The sequence below is a fragment of the Clostridium gelidum genome (assembly GCF_019977655.1).
GTDB lineage: Bacteria > Bacillota > Clostridia > Clostridiales > Clostridiaceae > Clostridium > Clostridium gelidum.
The window spans coordinates 4,521,878-4,544,225 of record NZ_AP024849.1; the positions used below are offsets into that span (position 1 = coordinate 4,521,878).

At 28.7% G+C, this 22,348-nt stretch carries 22 protein-coding genes; 4 read left to right on the plus strand and 18 right to left on the minus strand.

Translation table 11 applies throughout. The features are described from left to right. Nucleotides 1-12 precede the first annotated feature (12 nt). The 17 genes from priA to psyc5s11_RS20840 all read right to left on the minus strand — a co-directional run bounded on the left by priA (nucleotide 13) and on the right by psyc5s11_RS20840 (nucleotide 16,742). A complete protein-coding gene (gene priA / locus psyc5s11_RS20760; RefSeq protein WP_224034380.1) occupies nucleotides 13-2,208 on the minus strand; it encodes a primosomal protein N' in 2,196 nt (731 codons plus the stop codon). 173 nt (nucleotides 2,209-2,381) lie between these two features. Beyond that, nucleotides 2,382-3,566 carry a bifunctional phosphopantothenoylcysteine decarboxylase/phosphopantothenate--cysteine ligase CoaBC gene (gene coaBC, locus psyc5s11_RS20765; protein ID WP_224034381.1) on the minus strand — a complete coding sequence of 395 codons (1,185 nt, stop codon included), beginning with the start codon at nucleotides 3,564-3,566 and terminating at the stop codon, nucleotides 2,382-2,384. Nucleotide 3,567: 1 nt separating this feature from the next. Next, nucleotides 3,568-3,786, minus strand: a complete 219-nt coding sequence (gene rpoZ / locus psyc5s11_RS20770) for a DNA-directed RNA polymerase subunit omega (RefSeq protein WP_224034382.1) — start codon at nucleotides 3,784-3,786, stop codon at nucleotides 3,568-3,570. Then, the gene (gmk, locus tag psyc5s11_RS20775; RefSeq protein ID WP_224034383.1) at nucleotides 3,767-4,405 is read right to left on the minus strand and encodes a guanylate kinase; all 639 of its coding nucleotides are present in this window, start codon (nucleotides 4,403-4,405) and stop codon (nucleotides 3,767-3,769) included. The genes rpoZ and gmk overlap by 20 nt, the downstream gene beginning before the upstream one ends. Further along, nucleotides 4,405-4,677 (minus strand): extracellular matrix/biofilm regulator RemA, encoded by a 273-nt coding sequence (remA, locus tag psyc5s11_RS20780; protein ID WP_224034384.1) that lies wholly within the window; start codon nucleotides 4,675-4,677, stop codon nucleotides 4,405-4,407. The genes gmk and remA overlap by 1 nt, the downstream gene beginning before the upstream one ends. A gap of 13 nt (nucleotides 4,678-4,690) precedes the next feature. After that, complete coding sequence (locus psyc5s11_RS20785) at nucleotides 4,691-5,572, minus strand: YicC/YloC family endoribonuclease (protein ID WP_224034385.1); 882 nt, start codon at nucleotides 5,570-5,572, stop codon at nucleotides 4,691-4,693. Between the two features lie 461 nt (nucleotides 5,573-6,033). Further along, nucleotides 6,034-6,456 carry a PBECR3 domain-containing polyvalent protein gene (locus psyc5s11_RS20790; protein WP_224034386.1) on the minus strand — a complete coding sequence of 141 codons (423 nt, stop codon included), beginning with the start codon at nucleotides 6,454-6,456 and terminating at the stop codon, nucleotides 6,034-6,036. A 178-nt stretch (nucleotides 6,457-6,634) separates the two neighbouring features. Further along, nucleotides 6,635-8,113 carry a stage IV sporulation protein A gene (gene spoIVA, locus psyc5s11_RS20795; RefSeq protein WP_224034387.1) on the minus strand — a complete coding sequence of 493 codons (1,479 nt, stop codon included), beginning with the start codon at nucleotides 8,111-8,113 and terminating at the stop codon, nucleotides 6,635-6,637. Between the two features lie 341 nt (nucleotides 8,114-8,454). Then, nucleotides 8,455-9,447 (minus strand): NAD(P)H-dependent glycerol-3-phosphate dehydrogenase, encoded by a 993-nt coding sequence (locus tag psyc5s11_RS20800; RefSeq protein ID WP_224034388.1) that lies wholly within the window; start codon nucleotides 9,445-9,447, stop codon nucleotides 8,455-8,457. Between the two features lie 2 nt (nucleotides 9,448-9,449). Continuing rightward, a complete protein-coding gene (gene der / locus psyc5s11_RS20805; RefSeq protein WP_224034389.1) occupies nucleotides 9,450-10,766 on the minus strand; it encodes a ribosome biogenesis GTPase Der in 1,317 nt (438 codons plus the stop codon). Further along, on the minus strand, nucleotides 10,759-12,105 hold the full coding sequence (locus psyc5s11_RS20810; protein WP_224034390.1) for a DUF512 domain-containing protein: 1,347 nt from the start codon (nucleotides 12,103-12,105) through the stop codon (nucleotides 10,759-10,761). Before psyc5s11_RS20810 ends, der begins: the two co-directional genes overlap by 8 nt. 302 nt (nucleotides 12,106-12,407) lie before the next feature. Next, on the minus strand, nucleotides 12,408-13,442 hold the full coding sequence (locus psyc5s11_RS20815; protein ID WP_224034391.1) for a GntG family PLP-dependent aldolase: 1,035 nt from the start codon (nucleotides 13,440-13,442) through the stop codon (nucleotides 12,408-12,410). 245 nt (nucleotides 13,443-13,687) lie between these two features. Next, complete coding sequence (locus psyc5s11_RS20820) at nucleotides 13,688-14,188, minus strand: DUF5673 domain-containing protein (protein ID WP_224034392.1); 501 nt, start codon at nucleotides 14,186-14,188, stop codon at nucleotides 13,688-13,690. Next, nucleotides 14,181-14,438 (minus strand): hypothetical protein, encoded by a 258-nt coding sequence (locus tag psyc5s11_RS20825; protein ID WP_224034393.1) that lies wholly within the window; start codon nucleotides 14,436-14,438, stop codon nucleotides 14,181-14,183. The genes psyc5s11_RS20820 and psyc5s11_RS20825 overlap by 8 nt, the downstream gene beginning before the upstream one ends. 11 nt (nucleotides 14,439-14,449) lie before the next feature. Beyond that, entirely contained in the window at nucleotides 14,450-15,559 is a 1,110-nt protein-coding gene (locus psyc5s11_RS20830; RefSeq protein WP_224034394.1) for a leucine-rich repeat domain-containing protein, read from the minus strand. 127 nt (nucleotides 15,560-15,686) lie between these two features. After that, nucleotides 15,687-16,142 carry a radical SAM family protein gene (locus tag psyc5s11_RS20835; protein WP_224034395.1) on the minus strand — a complete coding sequence of 152 codons (456 nt, stop codon included), beginning with the start codon at nucleotides 16,140-16,142 and terminating at the stop codon, nucleotides 15,687-15,689. Between the two features lie 174 nt (nucleotides 16,143-16,316). Continuing rightward, entirely contained in the window at nucleotides 16,317-16,742 is a 426-nt protein-coding gene (locus tag psyc5s11_RS20840; protein WP_224034396.1) for a GNAT family N-acetyltransferase, read from the minus strand. A gap of 576 nt (nucleotides 16,743-17,318) precedes the next feature. Between psyc5s11_RS20840 and psyc5s11_RS20845 the strand changes: the two genes are divergently transcribed. The 3 genes from psyc5s11_RS20845 to psyc5s11_RS20855 all read left to right on the plus strand — a co-directional run bounded on the left by psyc5s11_RS20845 (nucleotide 17,319) and on the right by psyc5s11_RS20855 (nucleotide 19,613). Next, complete coding sequence (locus tag psyc5s11_RS20845; protein ID WP_224034397.1) at nucleotides 17,319-18,137, plus strand: FtsX-like permease family protein; 819 nt, start codon at nucleotides 17,319-17,321, stop codon at nucleotides 18,135-18,137. A gap of 640 nt (nucleotides 18,138-18,777) precedes the next feature. Further along, nucleotides 18,778-19,029, plus strand: coding sequence for a kinase to dihydroxyacetone kinase (locus tag psyc5s11_RS20850; RefSeq protein ID WP_224034398.1), 252 nt, complete (start codon nucleotides 18,778-18,780; stop codon nucleotides 19,027-19,029). 20 nt (nucleotides 19,030-19,049) lie between these two features. Next, nucleotides 19,050-19,613, plus strand: coding sequence for a nitroreductase family protein (locus psyc5s11_RS20855; RefSeq protein WP_224034399.1), 564 nt, complete (start codon nucleotides 19,050-19,052; stop codon nucleotides 19,611-19,613). Nucleotides 19,614-19,798: 185 nt separating this feature from the next. On the opposite strand, the gene psyc5s11_RS20860 is transcribed toward psyc5s11_RS20855, so the two are convergent. Further along, complete coding sequence (locus tag psyc5s11_RS20860) at nucleotides 19,799-20,440, minus strand: hypothetical protein (protein WP_224034400.1); 642 nt, start codon at nucleotides 20,438-20,440, stop codon at nucleotides 19,799-19,801. 536 nt (nucleotides 20,441-20,976) lie between these two features. Between psyc5s11_RS20860 and psyc5s11_RS20865 the strand changes: the two genes are divergently transcribed. After that, nucleotides 20,977-21,534, plus strand: a complete 558-nt coding sequence (locus tag psyc5s11_RS20865) for a cupin domain-containing protein (protein ID WP_224034401.1) — start codon at nucleotides 20,977-20,979, stop codon at nucleotides 21,532-21,534. The last annotated feature ends 814 nt before the right edge of the window (nucleotides 21,535-22,348 follow it).

A 22,348-nucleotide genomic window follows, 5' to 3' on the forward strand; every position in this document is an offset into this window, starting at 1 on the left:
TTTGGTTTCCCCCTACATCATATTATTAGGATTAATATCTATACTAATCCTTATTTCATTATATACACTCTTATTTAATAGATAAAGTGTATCTTTAACTTTTTCACTAAACTCATCATCAAAATTTCCTTTTATTATTATTTGCCATCTATAATTTTCCTTGATCTTTGTAATCATACAAGGAACTGGACCAAGAAGCTTAAAATCTTCTACTAATAGTTTTTTCAAATTGTCTGCTAAAGTATTCATAAAATTCTTTAGTTTTTCTTCAAATTTTGAAGAGCCATTAATCAATAATATTTTACCAAAAGGCGGATTTTCCATCAACCGTCTTATATTGATTTCTTCTTTAAATAGAGATTCATAATCTTCTTCCTTGGCATATTTTAAGCTATAGTGGTTTGGCGTATAACTTTGAACAATTACAGTACCTTCATCTTCGCCACGACCAGCTCTTCCTGCAACTTGAGTTATTATTTGATATGTTCTCTCAGAAGCTCTGTAGTCTGGCAAATTAAGCGACATATCCGCAGCCAAAACTCCAACTAAAGTAACATTTTTGAAATCTAATCCTTTTGATACCATTTGAGTTCCTATTAAAATATCTGCTTCTCCATTTTTAAAAGAATTGTAAATAGACTCATGCGAATTTTTATGCCTAGTAGTATCTACATCCATTCTTAATACTTTTGCTGTCGGAAAATATTTTTTAACTTCTAGTTCAACTCGCTCTGTTCCTGCACCAAAAAATTTCACATATTTACTATTGCATTTTGGACACACCTTACTAACTTTTTCTGCTCTTCCACAATAATGACATATTAAATATCCATTCTTATGGTATGTCATAGAGACATCACATTCTGGACATTTAAATACATATCCACAGCTTCTACAGGATATAAATGTGGAATAACCTCTTCTATTTAAAAATAAAATTACTTGTTTTTTATTTTTTAAAGCTATTTCAATTTCTCCAAAAAGTTTTTTACTAAATAAAGAAAGATTTTTATTCTTAAGTTCCTCCCGCATATCTACTATGTGCATTTCTGGCATTTTATTCCCATTAATTCTTTTATGCATTTCTATTAACTTATATTCCCCTTGAAGAGATTTATAATAACTTTCAATACTTGGAGTAGCTGAACCTAAAATTAATTTACAATTTTTAAGTTCACATAAAAATTCACTTACTTCTCTAGTGTGATATTTAGGATTATGTTCTGATTTATATGTATTTTCGTGTTCTTCATCAATTATTATAAGACCAAGATCCAGCACAGGCAAAAACAATGCACTCCTTGCCCCTATAACTAATTTAGCTTTTCCCATCTTTACTCTATACCATTCATCAAATCTTTCTCCATCAGATAGTCTACTATGAAATAATGCTACGTCTTCGCCAAATCTGCCTTTAAATCTCTCTATCATTTGAGGTGTCAATGAAATTTCCGGTACCAAAACAATTGCACTTTTACCTCGATTTAATACATCTTCAACTAATCTCATATATACTTCTGTTTTTCCCGAGCCTGTAACTCCCTTTATAAGGAACTTTAATGTTTGTTCCTTTAAAATTGTATTTAAACAATGTTCTTGTTCTTCATTTAGCAATTTATTATTATCACTTTCATATTTACGAGTATTATATCTAAAAACTACTTGTTCTTCCACTTTTAAAATATCTTTTTCGATAAGCTTATTTAATGAATATATAGAAAACTGTTCATTATTTGTAATTTCCGTTTTAGTATAAACACCATTATTACTAACTATAAACCTATATAAATTTATGTAATTTTCTTTTTTGAGTTCATCTACGTTTATTTCTTTATTAATAGATATTACTTTTTTCTTTTTATTCTTTGAACCTTTCATAATACCAACTGGAATCATAAGACGAACAGCATCAATAAATTTACAAAGATATTTTTTTCTCAAAAATTTAATCATTTTAATATCATCTTGTGTTAATATAGCCTCATCATCACATAATCTCAAAATATCTTTGACCTTGTAATTAAAATTTGCACACTCATCTTCCAATATTGAATATACAAATCCTTCTACAGGGTTACTTCTTTGCCCAAAGGGAACTTTAACTCTAAATCCTACATCTATATTTTCTATAAGTTCATAAGGCACTTTATATGTAAATGGTCTATCTATCTCTTGGGCATCACTATTTATAATTATTTCAGCATACATAATATTTACCTCTACCACCTTACGACCAATTTCATACCCTCAAGGGCACTTAGTATCATTAATTCTTAGTCTATTATAACACAATATCCAAGTCATTCACTTTTTCAACCCTTAGGCACATGAACTTGTTATTTTTTGATTGTGCCTTATATTAATAAAGAAGCGCAAAGATTCTAGCGCTTCTCAAATATGATATCAAATAAATTACTTGCAATTTTTTCTTTACTCATCTTATCTAAATGTATTTCTTTTCCTTCTTTAGATAAAACTATTACTTTATTATCTTCTGAGGCAAAACCAGTATCACTTGCAGTTATATCATTTGCTACAATATAATCTAAATTCTTTCTTTTAAGTTTAAGTCTAGCATTTTCCTTTAAATTCTGACTTTCAGCTGCAAAGCCCACCAAAATTTGTTTTTGTTTTTTATTTCCAAGTTCCATTAAAATATCATTATCGCGAGTGAATTCTATCCCTAAATCTCCATTAGTTTTTTTTATCTTTTGAGCGCTGTAATTTTTAGGTTTATAATCGGCAACAGCTGCTGATTTAATTACTATATCAGCACTATCAAATCGCTTGATAACTTCATTTTTCATCTCTTCATTTGTTGAAACGTTAATAACATTAATGTTCCTTGGAACCTCTAGCGCTGTTGGCCCAGAGATTAAAGTTACATTAGCACCTCTATTTCGTGCTTCTTTAGCTATTGCATAACCCATTTTTCCAGTTGATCTATTTGTAATAAACCTAACAGGATCTATAGGTGCTATAGTTGGCCCTGCTGTTACTATAACATTCTTATTTAATAAATCTTTTTTCTCATTTAGTTCCATTAAAACACGATCTACTATAACTTCTGGACTTTCAAGTTTCCCTTTTCCTGTTGTTCCACAAGCAAGTCGTCCTTCTGCTGGATCTATAAATTCATATCCAAAAGACTTAAGCTTTTTTATATTATCTTGAACTATAGGATTTTCATACATATTTGTATTCATTGCAGGTGCAAAAATAACCTTAGCTTTTGTTGCCATTATTGTAGTTGAAAGCATATCATCAGCTATTCCATTTGCAACTTTTCCTATTATATTAGCAGTAGCAGGTGCTACTAAAAACACATCTGCCTTTTCTGCTAAACTAATATGCTGAATTTCCCAGGCTTTTGGTTCTGTAAACATATCACATGAAACCATATTTTGACTTAATGATTGAAAAGAAAGTGGTGTTACAAATTTAGTAGCTGACTCGGTCATAATTACATTCACATTAACACCTTTTTTTATAAGTAAACTTACAATTTCTAAGGCTTTATATGCTGCAATACCCCCACTTACTCCTATCACTACATTTCTGTTCATTTTATTCTTGACCTTGCTTTAAGATTTCAAATTCAAATGCATCTTCATCCAATTCTTTAATTGCAATTGTTAATGGTTTTTTTGAATCCACTAAAATTTTAGGTTGAGAACCCTCAATTAATTGTCTAGCTCTCTTTGATGTTAACATTACCAAAGAATATCTGTCATGTATTTTGTCTAATAAATCTACCACTGATGGTTCAATCATAGAGTTGTTCATTTGTCATGCCCTCCTTCGAATATAATATACTATCTTTTATTCTATCTACTCTGCATTTTTCAGCAGATATTATAGCTTCCAATTTTTCAACTGCAGTCTCAACCTTGTCATTTACGACTGCATAATTATATTTAGAAATATAATTTATTTCTTTGTACGCAGAATTAAATCTTTTCATTAATGATTCTTGAGTTTCGCTTCCACGACTTATAATTCTTTGTTTTAATTCTTCCATAGATGGTGGAAGTATAAATATGAAAACGCCCTCTTCTGTATTTTCCTTAACTTTTAATGCACCTTGTATATCTATTTCTAAAATAACATCTTTTCCACTTTCTAATATTTCTTCAACATTAGACTTAGGTGTGCCATAATAATTGTCATATACTTCTGCATATTCTAAAAAATCATTAGCTTTTATTTTTTCTTTAAATTGTTTTTTAGACATAAAGTGGTAATTAATTCCTTCCACTTCTCCGTTTCTTGGATTTCGTGTAGTTGCAGACACAGATAACTCTACGTTTTTATTTCTATCCATAAAACTTTTACATATAGTACCTTTCCCTGCACCTGATGGTCCTGATATAACTATTAGTAGCCCTCTACCATCGACTGTCATTATTCATCAACCTCATCAACTACTACTTCATCTTTTGTTGCTAATCTATGAGCCACTGTTTCAGGTTGAACTGCTGATAATATAATATGATCACTATCGGTTATTATAACTGCTCTAGTTCTTCTTCCATAAGTAGCATCTATAAGCATCCCTCTGTCCCTTGCTTCTTGAATAATTCTTTTAATAGGTGCTGATTCTGGGCTAACAATTGCAACTAATCTATTTGCAGAAACTATATTGCCAAAACCTATGTTTATTAATTTAATTCCCATTTTTTCCTCCTAATTATTCAATATTTTGAACTTGCTCTCTTATTTTTTCAATTGTATTCTTCACTTCTATTACTTTGTTAGTCATATCTACATCTGTTGATTTAGATGCTATAGTATTAGCTTCTCTATTCATTTCTTGAATTATGAAATCTAATTTTCTTCCAATTGATTCATTTAAATCCAAAGTGCTTCTCATTTGACTTAAGTGGCTTCTAAGTCTAGTTATTTCTTCATCTACAGCTGCCTTATCAGAAAGAATAGCTACTTCAAGGGCTATACGACTTTCATCAATATCTACTCCAGATAATAATTCGCTTAATCTTTCTTCAAGCTTTTTCTTGTAGTGCTTAGGGATATTATCTGCTACTTTTTCAATTTCTCCAACATATTCTTCTATTATTTTAGCTTTTGATAATATGTCTTCTTTTAACTTTTCTCCTTCTTTACCTCTCATTTCTTCCATGAGACTCAGAGCAGATTCAACCAATGGAGAAATTTCATTAAAAATATTATCCAAATCCTCTTCTCGTTCTTCTAAATTAATTACATCTGGAAACCTAGCTATTTTAGTAGTAGATATATCATCTATACTACCTAATTCCTTTTGGATTTGCTTTAAACATTCATAATAATTCTTAGCTAACTCCATATTTAATTTCGGTTTTCCAACATCATTTCCATAATTCTTATAATTTATAAAAACATCAACTTTACCTCTATTTAATTTTTTACTAATTATACTTCTTATTTTCTCTTCTAGGGCAAGCATTGTTCTAGGCATTCTAATATTTATATCTAAATATCTATGATTTACACTTTTCATTTCTATAGAAAAACATGAAGCTTTGCCTTCTTCACTTTGAGCTCTTCCAAAGCTAGTCATACTTTTTATCAACTTTACACCTCCTTCTAAATAGTTTCACTAGTTCAATAGACTAATCATAAATGAACAAAGCATACCCTGTCAATGCTTTGTTCACACATTGTTAACATTTATATTTATTTTATATTATTTTTAGTAAATATAATACAAAAAAGAGATTACCTTACGATCCTTTATAAAATCATTGTAAGGTAATCTCTATTTCCAGCTTATTTTTTGGCAGGTCGGCGTATCCTGCATCTCTATTTACTATACTTAGCGCGTGAGGAGCCCTTTCTCACCTCAAAAATAAGTTTTTTAAAGTATATTAGGCACATGAAAATAAATAACAAGTCCAAAATTGCCATGAATATTTTTCATCAGGCAAGGAGACGAATTGCCCTCATAGTGGGCCTATTAGGTCAATTTGCCGACGCAGCATGATGTGAAATAGGCTAGCAAATGGACTTGTTATTTTTTTGATTGTGCCTTATCTATATACTCTCTTTTAATTCAATATTTTCAGCTTTTAATACTCTTCCCTTGTATATTCTTGCATTCAATTTTGACAACGTAATAGGATACATTGTTGCTACATATATATATTGTTCGTCTATATCAATTTCCAATCCCAAAAGTAAAATAATATTATCAATCTTTTTTATCAATTGAAGTGATCCAACCGATACTCGACCATAGTCTAATCCAACATATTCCGGGTTTTTTATTATTTTTTCTATAATATCTATTATATTATCTTTCATCTTTTTGGTGAGTTGCCTACCATGTCTTTTTTTTATATGGTTTATAACACCTGGAGAGGCATAAACAATTCTAGATAAATCAAGCTCCAAGAACTCACTTATAGAGATTTTTATTTTGCCAACTTTCTTATAAGCTTTATACTCTCTTTTCATAATACCCCTCATTTATATCCTTTCTTTTATTATATCCAAAGACTATGTATTTCTCTCCACTTAGTTACATAAAAAAAACAAAAAAGAAGTGTTGATTATACTATATTTGTATAATATACAAATATAGCGGCACTTATTTAACTACACTCTAAAATCAACACTTTTTCCATCTATCTTTTTAAAGTATTATACAAATCAATCCGCCATTACCTTCATTAATGATTTTTTGTAATGTTTTTTGAATCTTAACTTGTACATCTTCTGGCATCTTATATAATTTGTTTTGTAACCCTTCCTTTACTAGCACTTCTAATGATTTTCCAAACATGTTACTTTGCCAAAGGAGATCTGGGTTTGTTTCAAATTGATCAAGTAATCCTTTTACGAGTTCTTCTGATTCCTTTTCAGATCCCATTATAGGACTTATTTCAGTTTTTATATCACATTTTATAAAATGTAAGCTTGGAGCACTAGCTTTTAACTTTACACCATATTTATTACCTTGTTTAATAATTTCAGGTTCTTCAAACTTCATTTCTGCAAGTTGTGGCGCAACTAGTCCGTATCCAGTTTCCTTTACATCTTCTAATGCATCTTTGACTTTATCATATTCATATTTAGCATGAGTTAAATCTTTTATGATACCAAGTAAATCACTTTCAGATTTAACTTCTAAATCACATATTTCACTAAGAACTTTATAAAAAATTCCATCTTTAGGTTTCATAAGTACTTTTGCCATTCCATTCCCTAAATCAACTTCTTTTATTGCCGCTGTTCCCATAAAATCTTCTTCTTCAAAATTATTTAAACAATATTTAATGTCTCTTACTCTAGAAACATCTTGACTCATATTCATAATTATGTTGAAAAAGTCTTTTTTTAGCCAATGGTTACACTCTAATTTTTCTAACCATTCAGGCATATCTATATTAATCTCTTTTATAGGGAATTCTTTAAGTACATGTTTAAATAATTCTTCAATATCTTGTTCTTCCATATTATAAACGTCCATGACTTGTACTGTTACATTATATTTATCTTCTAATTCTTTCTTCAGTACCTTAGTTTCTTGAGAATTAGGTTTACTTGTATTAAGAACAACAATAAACGGTTTATTTAAGGATTGCAGTTCGGATATTACCCTTTCCTCTGCATCTATATAATCATTTCTATCTATTCCTGTTATAGTACCATCTGTAGTAACTACAAGACCTATTGTAGAATGGTCATTTATAACCTTTCTTGTTCCAATTTCAGCAGCATCTTCAAAAGGAATCTCATAATCAAACCAAGGCGTATGAACCATCTTACTTTCCTCTCCGTCTAAATAACCTAGTGCGCCTTTTACAATATATCCTACGCAATCAACCATCCTTACTTTAAATTTAATTTCGTCTCCTAAATTTATTTCAACTGCCTCATTAGGTACAAACTTAGGTTCTGTTGTATGAATGTTTTTGCCAGATCCGCTTTGTGGCAATTCATCTTTAGCTCTTTCCTTTTTATAAGTATTATCAATTTTAGGTATTACCATAAGATCCATGAATTTTTTTATAAATGTAGATTTACCTGTTCTAACTGGTCCTACAACTCCTACATATATGTCCCCTTGGGTTCTATCTGCTATATCTTTGTATATGTTAAAATCATCCATCTAGTTCCCTCCTATATTCTTTTTACCAATATATATATATTCATTCTAATTTTAAAATATACACACCTATAAAAAAATAAACACATATAAAAAAGCACGCACTTCTAAAAAGTGCAAAGCACAATTAGGAACTTATTAAGTGCAACCAAGATCATTTCACATATAAAAAATAAAAAAAATTCTAAAATAACTGTAACCATTTATATATATGATGGTTAAAATTATTTTAGAATTCTATAAATATCCAATGTGAAAACTAAACAATTAAATATATAATACAAAATAATCACTCAAGGGAAGTTTCCCTTGAGTGATTACTATATTTACGTGTATATTTAATTTTAAAATGTTTCGCTTTTTTTGCCTCTATTCATAAGTTCATCAATAATAACTTTAGCATCTCTGCCTTCAAATAGACCTTTATAAAGACCATCTGTTATAGGCATGGATATATCCATCTTTTCTTTAAGCTCATAAAAAGCTCTACATGCCTTTACACCTTCAACAACCATTCCAACTTCTTTTAGAGCTTCTTCAACTGGCATTCCTTTGCCTATTAATAAACCAGCTCTTCTATTTCTAGAATGCATAGATGTGCACGTAACTATCAGATCTCCCATACCAGTCAACCCATAAAAAGTTTCTAATCTTCCACCAAGTGCTGTTCCAACTCTAGAAATTTCTTTCATCCCTCTTGTAAGAAGTGCAGCCTTTGTATTATCTCCATATCCAAGACCATCAATAACACCTGCAGCTAGTGCAATTATATTTTTCACAGCACCACCAATTTCAACTCCTATAAGATCATCATTAGTATAAATTCTAAAATATGAATTCATAAATAAGTCTTGAACGTCTGCTGCATATTTCATATCTTTAGATGTACTTACAATCGTAGTTGGAAGCCTCATATTAACTTCTTCTGCATGACTTGGACCTGATAAAATAACTACTGGATTATCTAATTCTTCTTCAATTACAACTGATAATCTTTTATCACTATTTTCTTCAATTCCTTTAGCAATTGAAATTATTGGTATATCCTTAGATATTTTTCCTTTTAATAGTTTGCACATACTTCTAATAACATGAGAAGGAACTGATAATACAATATAATCAGTGCCTTCAATTGCTTCATCAATATTATTAAATGTAGTTACGGTGGCCGGGAATATTAAATCTTTCATATACTTTTCATTTGTTCTTTTAATATTTATTTCATTAACAACACTTTCATTCCTGTCGTATATATTAACAATATTATTTTTTTCTGCAAGTAACACAGCCAGGGCACTACCAAAGCTTCCCCCGCCTAGAAAAGTAATCTTACTCATAATTATTCCTTTCTTGATCTATATTCTATTTGTATACCAGTTCCTTTAAAATCAAAACTATTTCTTAATTGATTTTCCATATATCTTTCATATGAGAAATGTCTAGCATTTTCATCATTTACAAAGAACACGAACTTTGGTGGTTTAGTTGCAACTTGAGTTACATAGTAAATTTTCATTCTCTTAAGTGAAACTGTAGGTGGTTCTTTCATAAGAACTGCTTTACTTACAACGTCATTTAATATTCCTGTTGAAATTCTCTTGCTATAATTATCATAACAATATTTCGCCATTGAAAGTACCTTATTAGTTCTTTGTCCTGTTAATGCAGAAATAAATAAATACTCAGCATAACTTAAGAACTTTAAGTTTCCTTGTAATTCCTTTTTGAATTTATCTAAAGTCTTACCATCTTTTTCAACTAGATCCCACTTGTTAACAATAACCATAATAGCTTTTCTAAGCTCATGTGCATATCCTATGATTTTTTCATCTTGCTCTGTAACACCATCTGTTGCATCAATCATAAGTATACAAACATCAGCTCTTTCAATTGCAGTATAAGTTCTTATAACACTATATCTTTCAATTTCTTCTTTTACCTTTGACTTTCTTCTAATCCCAGCAGTATCAACTAAGATAAATTTGCCTTCTGATGTTTCTAAATAACTATCTATTGCATCTCTTGTTGTTCCTGGAATATCTGAAACTATTACTCTTTCTTCACCAAGTAATTTATTAATTAATGAAGACTTCCCTACATTAGGTTTACCAACCATAGCTATTCTAATATATTCATCATCATCTGTATCGTAAATTGATTTATCAAAATTCTTAACTACTTCATCAAGCATATCTCCAAGTCCTAGTCCTTGACCTGCTGATATTGTTATAGGCTCACCTATTCCTAAATTGTAAAATTCAAATGCATTATTTTCATCTTTTAAATTGTCGATTTTATTAACTACTAAAACTACTGGTTTTTTGCTCTTTCTAAGCATTGTTGCAACTTCATGGTCTGATGCAGTTAATCCTTCTTTTCCATCAACTATAAATATTATTACATCTGCAGTTTCAATTGCAATTTTTGCTTGTCTTCTCATTTGTTTTAATATAATATCTTGGTTTTCTGGTTCAATACCACCTGTATCTATCATTGTAAAGTTATAACTTAGCCATTCAGCTTCTGCATATACCCTATCTCTTGTAACACCTGGTGTATCTTGTACTATTGAAATTCTTTTTCCTGCTAATTTATTAAATAATGTTGATTTTCCAACATTAGGTCTTCCAACTATAGCAACTATCGGTTTAGCCATTTTTATTTTCCTCCTTGTTTGTTTCATTTAATTTTTGAATCAAATCTTCTCCTGTGTAATCTACTACTATAACCTTCACGTTTAAAGCTAATTCTATATCTTTTATTTTCATATTATCTAACATAATTTGTTCATCAGAATCCGCGAGCTCATATCCTTTTCTAAACATATTATTAGACAATATTAAATATTCACTATTTATTATGCCCTTCATTTGATCTATTATATCAGTTCCTGTTAAAAGTCCCGCTATAGTAATTGTCTCTCCAAAATAATTATTTATTATCTTGTAAGCATCAATTTTTATTTTAGAATTTCGTCTTTTAATTTTATGCGTAGCTTCTAACAATTCATTATATGCGAGGCACCCTGTAACAATAGAAAAACTGCCACTATTCTTTAAATCCAAATCATCTAATGTGTTAATTATGGCATCTCTAAAGCATCTAACCATACCTATTCCATCTTCTATTTGATGATAATCATCATAAAACTCTTGACGTGGAATTTGTTTATCTGCGACTAAATAAAATTCATCAGATAATCTAACAAATGGTTCTCCAATTTCTCTTATATACATGTCTTGAAGTCTTTTAACTGCTTCAAGTTCTTCTATAGACATTTCTTTTGTATATGTCTTAACCTCTTTAAGTCCTTGTCTAAATTTAGTTATACCTATTGGAACTACTGCGACATCAGAAACTTGTGGATATAATGTATATAAGTCTTTAATTGTTCTTTTAAGTTCCTCTCCATTATTTATTCCTGGAACTGAAACTATTTGTGCATTCATTATAATCCCTGCAGCTGCTAGTTTTTGCATTCTTTCAAATACATCTCCAGCAAATTTGTTGTTAAGCATTTGAACTCTAAGGTGTGGATTTGTTGTATGAACAGATACGTTGATAGGACTTATGTGATATTTAATTATTCTATCAATATCTTCGTCCTTCATATTGGTTAGAGTAACAAAGTTACCTTGCAGAAAAGATAATCTTGAATCATCATCTTTAAAATATAGTGTTTCTCTCATTCCCTTTGGAAGCTGATCTATAAAACAAAATATGCATTTATTGCTACATGATTTTGCTACATCCATTAAGCCGCCACCAAATTCTATGCCTAAATCCTCACCATATTCTTTTTCAATTTCAATTTCCCATATCTCGCCATTTGCCTTTTCTATTTCTAAAACAAGTTCTTCATCGGCTGATAAAAATTTATAATCTATAATATCATTTATTTTATTATCATTAATAGATAGTAAAACATCATTAACTTCAATCCCGACTTCTTCTGCAATTCCATTTGAGATTACTTTTGTTATAATATTTTTCATGTCTTCACTCCCAATTATAACATACTTATCCTTGTTATATTACATTAATACCTTAGTTAAGTCAACAAGTCATTTAGCAAATCGTCTCATAATTTTATTAACTTAGCAGTATTTGAATTATATAATTGTAGGAACGAACATAGTAAGATAAGACTCACTTTATCCTAGATAAGCTTGGACCTAAATTAGGACAATCAAAAAAATCGTAAAACCACAATCCTGTCTTGTTGTCCTATTATCTTTTTGTAAATCTTCTTTTTTAATCTAGCCTCTTGAGATTATTTTCTCTAATATTGCTGCATCTATCTTATTGTATTCTTTATTATGTTGATTGTTTCTTCAATATCTTCTGCTGTAATACCTCTATGAGTTACAAGTCGGCAGGTTTCTCTATCTATAACTTTTATTTTTATTCCATGTTCTTCTAAATCCTTACTCATATAGTAAGCATCTTTTCCAACACTTTTAAGGTCTATTTGTACAATATTAGTTAGCGTCTTTTCATAATTGACTATATTCTCATTTAAATTAGCAAGTCCTATTGCTAAATTCTTAGCGTTTATATTATCATCTTGTATCCTATCAATCATGGTTTCAAGTGCAACAACACCTGCTGCTGCCATATGACCAGCCTGTGCCAATCCACCACCAATTCTTTGTCTCATTCTTCGTGCTTTTTCAATAAAATCTTTTGTTCCAAGAAGAACAGATCCTACAGGTGCACTTAATCCTTTGCAGAGAGAGAACTGCATAATATCTATATCTTTACATAATATTTTAGGTTCAACTTTTAGAGCACTTGCCGCATTAAATATTCGAGCTCCATCTAAATAAACTAGTAGATCATTTTTATGAGCTAGTAAAGATACTTCAGATATATACTCTTTTGATAGCGGAATACCACGGTTTAAATCATATGTATTTTCTAAACATAATACCTTTGTCATTGGAACTTGTAGTCCACGTTTTCTAATTGATTTTTGAATGTCTTGAAAATCAAAATGTCCTTCGCTGCTTCTAAGAGATCTGGTTTGTACTCCTGCAAGTGCAGCTAATCCTCCAGTTTCCATATTATAAATGTGGGACTCCTCACCAACTAATACTTCATCTCCGTGGTGAGTAGAAGTCATAATAGCTATTTGGTTTGCCATAGTACAAGAAATTACAAATAGTCCAGCTTCTTTTCCAAACATTTTAGCACTCATTTCTTCTAAGTGGTTTACGGTTGGATCCTCACGACTAAAATCATCTCCTACTTCTGCATTTGCCATAGCTTGTCGCATTTCAAATGTAGCTAATGTTGCTGCATCACTTCTATAATCTCTAATTAAATTCATTTTTGACCTCCTTGAAATTGAACTCTATTTATAGAATATAGTTTTATCACATCAGTAGATGTGTTCTTATTATAGTATTTTTAGTAAATACCGTATTATTAAATTTACAAAGCTCATTATTTACCAATTAATTCACCAAATCTACATATATAAATAATAACTCACGGGAAGTTTCCCTTGAGTGATTATTGGATAAATTAAATAATACGATGTTTTTTCAATCTTATATATATATCATAAAAAAATTATGAAGAAAGGTTTCTTTGTATTACTTCGTCTACTTTAAATTTAACTTCTTCATTTATGTTAAGTTTAAAACTTTTATTAGTTTTAAACAATGTATTCACTTTAAATTCAATTCTATTTGGTGATACCAGGCTATAACTCTGAATTTTAGACCATTTATAAAAATAACCAAAGTAATATATTCCATTTTCTCTTATTTGTGAATTTATAAATGTCTTTATTATAGTTGATATTGAGACTTCTATCAAAAATATTATTCCTAAAATATTATTAATATTATTAATTCTATTACTTTTTCCATAGTAAAAATAATCTCTTACATTATGCCAGAACATCATACAAACTATTATTAATCCCACTATATAGAAAATAATTAAACCTCTGTCTTCTTTTACTTTCATAATTAATTCCCCATGATGGCATACTGTATATAAATCTTTTAGTAATAAACTTGCTCCCAAAACAATCAGCATTATATCAAAAAAAGAAAACTCATTCAAGCAATTCACCCCCTTTGCACTCATTTAGTGCTTCCTTTAACATTTTAGTAGCCCAATTATATGTATCTATAGTGTCATAATGCCTATAATTACCTTTTAAGGACACAATCAAAAATAAATATATGTCATACCATCTAGTTCTTACATGTTGAATTTTTGTAAGCTTTTGAGCATTATATTTTCCAACATCATAGTTAATTTTTATAGTAATAACTAATAATGTGAGATATAAGTACTGTTGAAATAACAACTTTTTCTCTATTATTTCATTACTATTTTATTACTCTCTACATATATATCTGAATTTGCATCTGGCTTTAGAAGTAGTTCTTTAGTTTTTTTACTTTCCACATAAAATATCGCATTACCACACCCTAAAAATGCATTATTTCCTATACTTGTAACACTACTTGGAATTGTTACGCTTGTTAAACTACTGCAATCGTTAAATGCATATTTTTCTATACTTATTGCTCCATTTGGAATTGTTATACTTTCTAAACTACTGCAGCTATAGAATGCAGCGCTTCCAACACTTGTTACACTACTTGGGATTGTTATACTTTGTAAATTACGGCAACCATAAAACGCGCTATTTCCTATACTTACTACACTACTTGGAATTGTTATACTTTCTAAACTAATACAATCTGAAAATTCACTACCACTTATATTGGTTACACCCTTTGGAATTTTTATGCTTATCAATTTATTACAATGCCCAAATGCATTATCACCTATATTTATCACACTATCTGGTATATTTATGCTTGTTAAACCAATACAGCCATTAAATGTTCTTTCTCCTATATTTGTTATACTATTTGGAATTGTTATACTTGTTAGATTACGAGACAATATAAATGCACCATCGCCTATACTTGCTACACTACTTGGAATAATATAACTTGTATCCTTTTTCCCTTCGGGATATTTTATTATTTCAGTCTTTAATTTATTAAATAATACTCCCTCAAGACTTGTATAATATTTATTATTATGTTTTGGAATTATATCATTTAAATTACCACAATTTCCAAATGCATTAGTTCCTATACTCGTTATACACTCAGGAATTGTTATCTTTATCAATATACCACAATCTACAAACGCATTTTTTCCTATACTCGTTACTGTCTCACCATTAATTGTGCTTGGTATAACTACTTCACTTTGATTACCAATATATTTTGTTATTGTTCCTGTTGCTGCATCAAATTTAAAATCTGCTTCGTTACTTATTGAATCTGCACATGCTTCACTAGAACTTAAATAGTAATAATCAATAATTATATTTTTAGCAGCATAACAACCAACTAATATAATTATTATTACTAAAACTATAATTTTCTTAGAAAAATTTTTTATCATAACATTATCACCTTATTTTCATATTAATTCATAACATATTTTCAATTTAATATTTTAATTTTACAAGTCAATCCTAACTCTTTATCCTTATCCGTAAGCTGTAATTCTAGAATTACAGCTTACTTTTTTAATCAAATACAAATTTTACGAGAGAATTATTTTTCCATGTATTTCTCAATTCATCAATATAATCATTTCTATCATTAAATATAATATCCTCATATATAGGTTTTAATTTTGGATATTTATTATTTATATATTCTAGCATTTTTCCCATTGATATACTATCTTTTTCTATGGTCAATTTATCTAAAAACACTGGTATATATTTATTTAAACTTCCTATCATTTCATTTACATCTGTAATACCTGGTAAAATTGGAGTTATGAAAGCCCATACTTTTATTCCTTGTTCATGTAATTTATTTGCTACTTCAATATTTTTAATTGTATGAGATTCTTCTAAATTTGAAAGGAGGTTTAAATTTGATAGACCTAACAATACAGTTACATCTCCTTTATAATTTTTTAATATGTCTATATCCCTAAAAACCAAATCATAATGTGCCTTTGTAGTAATCATTGTGGTATATGAAGTTCACTTAACTCTATTAGACACTTTCTAGTTAATTCATATTTATTTTCAATTTCCATGTATGGATCACAAAAATACCACAAATTCATTACTGAATAATGTGATATTTCAATGTGTTATTTACTTTTATTAATTTATAACGTAATAAAAATGTACAATAAGTTATCGTCTTGGTCTGATTTTTCTTATTTCCATCAAATCTAATGGTCGCGCAACAGGATTGAATCCGACTTTATTATAAACGCCATGAGCGTCTTTTGTAATTAGTAACCATTGATATACATCCTCTAATTTTTGATTATTTAAGATATAATTAATAATTTTCTGACCTATTCCTTTTTTTCTAAAATTCACATCAATATATACGTCAGTTATATATGCAAATCTTGTTTTATCAGAAATTACTCTTCCATAACCAATTTGTTCCGTATCATTAACAAATGCACCGACAATTAAAGCTGAATTAATAGCACCCTTTTTTACTTCATGGATTTTAATTTCTGGACTCCAAAATGAATTTGAAAGCATTTGGGTTACTTTTTCAAAATCCATATTTTCAATTCCATCTTTTATAATAATATCGTTCATAAAAGCCTCACTCCTTATTACTCAATTTTACTATTGTTAATTAATTGATTTGATAAAATATAGCTTAATATTAATATACACGCTTACCTAAGGTAAGAGTCAACCACCTTGTAAAAAATACCAATATATTGAATTCCATTATTCAATATTCCTCATGCAATATATTTCTCCATCTTTTTAATTGCTTCTTTTTCTATCTGCTTTATTCTAGAATATGTTATATTCAACTTTTCTTCTAATCTCCAATATCTTTTATGTTCTATATACTCGTCGGTTATTATATGGCTAACTCTTACATTTACTTTAATCCCCTTAAACTTGCCAATAATTCTATCGGTAATTATGATAATAATATCATTAAGATGTGACTGTTATTTTAGGTGATCCATGATAATCCCAAGATAAGAAAATTTAAAAAATAGATATTTGTTATAAAAATAATGTTTTTGAAACAAAAGCTGACACTATATGTATATTCGTGATATATTATGTAAATTATGTTACAATAGGTTTTATATAGAATTATAATCTAATGCACAATAGTTAATAGAGATGAAGAAAGGGGTATTTTGAATTATGAGGATTAGTACCTTAAATTCATTTTTTAAAGATGCTTTAAAAAATCTTAGAAGAAATCTTACTAGCAGCATTGCTTCAATTGCTATAGTAATGTCAATGTTATTTCTTTTAGGATCATTTTTGCTATTTATATTCAATATTAAAATGGGGATTATTGGTGTTTACTCCGAATTTGAAATACTGGTAACTTTAAAGGATGATATAAAGATTACAGATCAGCAAAATATATATAATAAAATAAAAGCGGCAAATGGTGTAACTGATATTACTTTTAAAAATAATATTCCCCTATCCGCATCATATATAATTAAAGTGAATGGATCAGATGATATACCTAAAGTAATTTCTCAAATTAATGAATTACAAGGTATAAATGAAATTAATGGTGGTAAAATTCTTCCGAGTAAAATTGTAACAATTACTATACTAATTCAATTGCTAGGAGTGATACTTTTCCTTACACTTTTGGTAGCATCATTTATTTTAATTAAAAATACGCTAAAACTTGCTATGTATACAAGACGTGATGAAATTAGTATAATGCAATATCTTGGTGCAACAGATTGGTTTATTAGGTGGCCATTTATTTTCGAGGGTATAATAATTGGATTTTTAGGAGCAATGTCCGCAGTAAGTGTAATGTATTTCTTATATAGATCTGTATATAGACAAGTAACTCCTTATGTTGCAACAACGATTAGTTTTATAGATCCATCTTTTATATTAACAACTATATCATGGAGTTTTATACTTATTGGAATAATTCTAGGTACTATAGGAAGTATCTTTGCTATACGAAAGTTCTTAATAGTTTAAATTTTGCCAATCCCTGACCATGTATTAAAATATTGGTTAATGCTACAGATACAAAAGCAAATTGAAACTAATAAAATATGTTATAATTGATCCATAATAGTAAATTTAAAACTTTAAAGTGCATTGGGAGGAAAAATGAAGTTTCTTACGTTTTTTATAATCTTCTCTGTTTTTTACGGTATCTTTAATTGGATAATTAAAAAGACTGATTTTCATAACAAATTATTTGTTAATACTAGAATGCACAAATATATTAAAACTATTTTGATTTTGATATTTTTTTTATTTGTATTTTCATTTGAGTATGAAAAACAATTGTTGAATGATAAATATGGCGAGCATAACTATATAAGTATTATAGTAGGTGCATTTTTAAGTTCTATCTGTATAAATGTTGTACCACTAATAGTTAAAAGAAATAAATCATAATATTTTTATTATGTGAATCAATAAAAATTAATAACAGATTGAAATATCACATTACTTCAGAAATGAATTTGCGATATTTTTTCTGCGTAAAACTACTAAATTCTGTAGTTTGATTTATATAGTAGGGAGGAAGCAAACATGAATGATGAAAAAAACATATTAGTAGTAACCAGCAAAATACAAAATATATTGGTATACAAGGAGAATAATTATGCTTGAATACAAATTTGATACCCAGTTATTAATTGAGGGAGAAAATCTTTCAGAAGATAAAATAAACGACTATATTACCAAAAATATTGAAGGTGATTGTTTACTTGCAGTTGGAGATGAAGAATTAATAAAAATACATTTTCACACAAATACTCCATGGAAAGTGCTAGAATATTGTGCTTCATTAGGTGATATTCATGATATTGTTATAGAAAATATGGAACGACAAACAAATGGTCTTAAAGGTTAACCCATGTTTGGAGAAGTAATATGAATGTAAAAAAGGCAATAGAAGAACGAAGAAGTATAAGAAAGTTTAAAAATAAAATAGTACCAAACGAAATAATAGATGAATTATTAAAATTAGCAACTAAAGCACCTTCAGGTAAAAATCGTCAACCATGGAGGTTCGTTGTTCTTCAAAACAGAAAAAAATATGAATTAGTAAATATTATGGAGAATGTATTAAATCAGCATAAGAAAGAAAATAAGTCCACTGGAAGTTTTGAGTTAAGCATAAATTCCATTAATGAATCATCAGCCGTAGTTTTAGTATTTAATGCATTTTCTAATTTTGAAGAAGATTATAATCATTATAGATTGCTAACTGATACTCAATCAATAGGTGCCGCTGTACAAACACTCCTTTTAGCAACATTGGATTTTGAACTGGGAACTCTTTGGATCTGCGATGTTTTTTATTGTGATAAAGAAATATGTTCATGGTTAAATCGTGGAGAAGAACTTGTAGCCGCAGTGGCAATCGGATATCCAAACCAATCTCCATATCCACGACCAAGAAAGCTTATGAAAGAAATTGTGGAATGGATATAGATTTTACATAGTACGCAATATTCTTATTTGGCCTAGTAAAATGTTCTTCAAAATTTGTCTATGTTTTAACACAGTGTTGAAATTTAATCATAAAAAAAGCAGTAGCGATATACTGCTTTTTTACGTAATATAATAAAATCCAATATTAAAATGTGATATTCTAATTTATTATTTTTCATATTAATTTAATTCTTTATATAATCAGTTGCTTTTTTATATTCAGATGAATTCGCACGCTTTGAGTTATATATTTCTACAACTTTTTCTATACCATTAGCAGTCATATGTGGGAGAGACTTCTCAATATAACCCCAATTCCCTGTTTTCTTCATGGTTTCTATAGCTTCTGCATCTATTTCATTGTTTGAAGCATCAGCTGTAATATCTATGCCTTTTTGGATTCTCTTCGTAGTTTCTATAGATTCTGTATTTGTTTCATTTTCTGAAATATTAGGTGTAACCTCTGGGTTCTCTTGGTTATTCTGACCATTCATAGTCAAATACACAGCATTATCTTTCCTATTCCATTCAACTTTGAAATGCATGTATTCTAGCAATTCGTCCATTGGCATATATAATTGGGGTTCAGAACTCCCCTCTTTTACAATAGTAACTAAAGTCTTTTTTAACTTAATATCATTTCCATTAAAATATACCTTATCATTATTAATGGCTGCTGATTTTATTTCTTCTGCTGCAGTAACAGCCACCGCCGCTTTCTCACTTATAGCTGCTGTTTTCTTTCCTACTGCTACAAAAACAATAGAAACTCCTATTATACCAATCACCAATCCTACAATTATACTTTTAACATCAAATTTCATCATCGTTCTCTCCTCTTTATCTGTAATAATTAACTATATTAACTGATACATCCAATCAAAATTATACTTTTATTATAATATATTTTACAAATATTCCATTACTTAATTTTTAGAGACTGTTATTATCAATTACTACGCGGAATCTATATATTTCTTGTTAATTATAACATATTCTGTAAGTATCCTATTATTAAACTTTCCTTAAACTTTCAAATAAACTCCAATTTTAAATTTGATTTTTTATTGCATTATTCCATTACGAAGTATGTTCTTTAATCTCCAAAATAGATTAAATAATATAGCAAGTAAAAAAGGTGAAATTATCTTTACTGTCCCTATAGCGTATATTGAATGCGAAAAATCAAACATAAATATACTTTAAATATAATTGTTACACAATCTGTAGAGAATATAGTGTAGTAACCAATAAAAAATATTCTTTGAAAATTGAATAATGCAGTATTTACAATGAATATAAGAACACTTTCAAAAACTAAAACATATTATAAATTTGAAATATTATATAAGGAAGAAACAATATGAATAATACTCATAGACTCCATCCATGCCATTATTGTGATTATAACCAAGATGGTATTTATAATGATTATAGAACTTATTCGTGCCCTTATTCCTATGACCATTATGTTCCAGTTGATGATGAAATGGAGGATAATTCAAGATTAATGGGAAATGCTCCAATTGTATTGAAAGATTATGGTCCACAACCTTTCGTAGTTAATATTAATGAAGCCACCAAGCAAAACAATAATTACCGTATCGGTTTATGGACAGGAAACAATCTTCAGGTTACCTTGATGAGCATCAAGGTTGGTGATGATATAGGTTTAGAAGTTCATCCCAAAATTGACCAGTTCATACGTATTGAGGATGGACAAGGAATTGTTAAAATGGGAAAAAGTAAAGAAAGTCTAGACTTTCAAGCAAACGTCTATGATGACTTTGCAATTATGATACCTGCTGGCACTTGGCACAATGTTATCAATACAGGCAATAAACCACTTAAAGTATACTCTATTTATGCACCACCGCAACATCCAGCAGGTGTAGTTCATGTAACTAAGCCTGCTGAATAAGTTGCTGGAAAAAACTATAGATAATTAATAATAAACCAATATTAGATTACCTAATATTGTTGGACTTGATACATGTATAGTATTTACAATAGAAAATAAATAATTAAATATCGTATTATCCTGTAAAATGAATTTATTGGTTGCCGTAGATAAACAGATATTTAACAGATGAAATTGGTAGAAAAGAGATCTAAGTCAAATAAGCCATAATATTCTTATATTAAGAATTATAGCTGAACGATCACCCCTATAAGGTTTAAGGACTAGTCACTTAATTTTGCAACTAGTCCTTAAACCTTATATAAATTTTCTTCTCTTAAATTTGTTTATTAACACAATATTTATACTATAAATATTAATTATTGTTTTCATTTTTTAATTCATTCAATATAGTATCTAACTTTTTATCCATGTTTCTTTCTCCCTATTTAGATAGTATATTTTTCACAACTTATTAGTATATAAGTTTCAATAATGATTTTACAATTAGGAATTCTAAAGTTCTAATATTCTAAAGAACTTAAGAATTTTAGAATTTGCTTGTAAAATGCGGGTTAAGAGATATGTGAAAACTTTATTGCAATATATAGTATAATCAATTACAGTACCTTTGTGAATTTATACATGAATACAATCCTTCTCATTTATATCGCACTTCGTGCTTTTTTTATTAGTGCGCACTTTTATATAGGTGTATATTTAATTCAATAATGCACACAATAATAAATGAAAGAGGTGATTCTCATGGGTAATGATTTTAACAATAATATTTGGGGATTACTCCGAAAATAATATTAAAGTCCCCATAAGTACA

Excerpts from the sequence above, each read along its gene's own strand:
- psyc5s11_RS20790 (WP_224034386.1), bottom strand. The coding sequence starts at position 6,456 with ATGAAAAGAGAGTATAAAGCTTATAAGAAAGTTGGCAAAATAAAAATC.
- rpoZ (WP_224034382.1), bottom strand. The coding sequence starts at position 3,786 with ATGAACAACTCTATGATTGAACCATCAGTGGTAGATTTATTAGACAAA.
- coaBC (WP_224034381.1), bottom strand. The coding sequence starts at position 3,566 with ATGAACAGAAATGTAGTGATAGGAGTAAGTGGGGGTATTGCAGCATAT.
- psyc5s11_RS20815 (WP_224034391.1), bottom strand. The coding sequence starts at position 13,442 with ATGAATTTAATTAGAGATTATAGAAGTGATGCAGCAACATTAGCTACA.
- der (WP_224034389.1), bottom strand. The coding sequence starts at position 10,766 with ATGGCTAAACCGATAGTTGCTATAGTTGGAAGACCTAATGTTGGAAAA.
- psyc5s11_RS20830 (WP_224034394.1), bottom strand. The coding sequence starts at position 15,559 with ATGATAAAAAATTTTTCTAAGAAAATTATAGTTTTAGTAATAATAATT.
- remA (WP_224034384.1), bottom strand. The coding sequence starts at position 4,677 with ATGGGAATTAAATTAATAAACATAGGTTTTGGCAATATAGTTTCTGCA.
- priA (WP_224034380.1), bottom strand. The coding sequence starts at position 2,208 with ATGTATGCTGAAATAATTATAAATAGTGATGCCCAAGAGATAGATAGA.
- psyc5s11_RS20810 (WP_224034390.1), bottom strand. The coding sequence starts at position 12,105 with ATGAAAAATATTATAACAAAAGTAATCTCAAATGGAATTGCAGAAGAA.
- psyc5s11_RS20845 (WP_224034397.1), top strand. The coding sequence starts at position 17,319 with ATGAGGATTAGTACCTTAAATTCATTTTTTAAAGATGCTTTAAAAAAT.
- psyc5s11_RS20800 (WP_224034388.1), bottom strand. The coding sequence starts at position 9,447 with ATGAGTAAGATTACTTTTCTAGGCGGGGGAAGCTTTGGTAGTGCCCTG.
- psyc5s11_RS20840 (WP_224034396.1), bottom strand. The coding sequence starts at position 16,742 with ATGAACGATATTATTATAAAAGATGGAATTGAAAATATGGATTTTGAA.
- gmk (WP_224034383.1), bottom strand. The coding sequence starts at position 4,405 with ATGACAGTCGATGGTAGAGGGCTACTAATAGTTATATCAGGACCATCA.
- psyc5s11_RS20835 (WP_224034395.1), bottom strand. The coding sequence starts at position 16,142 with ATGATTACTACAAAGGCACATTATGATTTGGTTTTTAGGGATATAGAC.
- psyc5s11_RS20855 (WP_224034399.1), top strand. The coding sequence starts at position 19,050 with ATGAATGTAAAAAAGGCAATAGAAGAACGAAGAAGTATAAGAAAGTTT.
- psyc5s11_RS20850 (WP_224034398.1), top strand. The coding sequence starts at position 18,778 with ATGCTTGAATACAAATTTGATACCCAGTTATTAATTGAGGGAGAAAAT.
- psyc5s11_RS20865 (WP_224034401.1), top strand. The coding sequence starts at position 20,977 with ATGAATAATACTCATAGACTCCATCCATGCCATTATTGTGATTATAAC.
- psyc5s11_RS20860 (WP_224034400.1), bottom strand. The coding sequence starts at position 20,440 with ATGATGAAATTTGATGTTAAAAGTATAATTGTAGGATTGGTGATTGGT.
- spoIVA (WP_224034387.1), bottom strand. The coding sequence starts at position 8,113 with ATGGATGATTTTAACATATACAAAGATATAGCAGATAGAACCCAAGGG.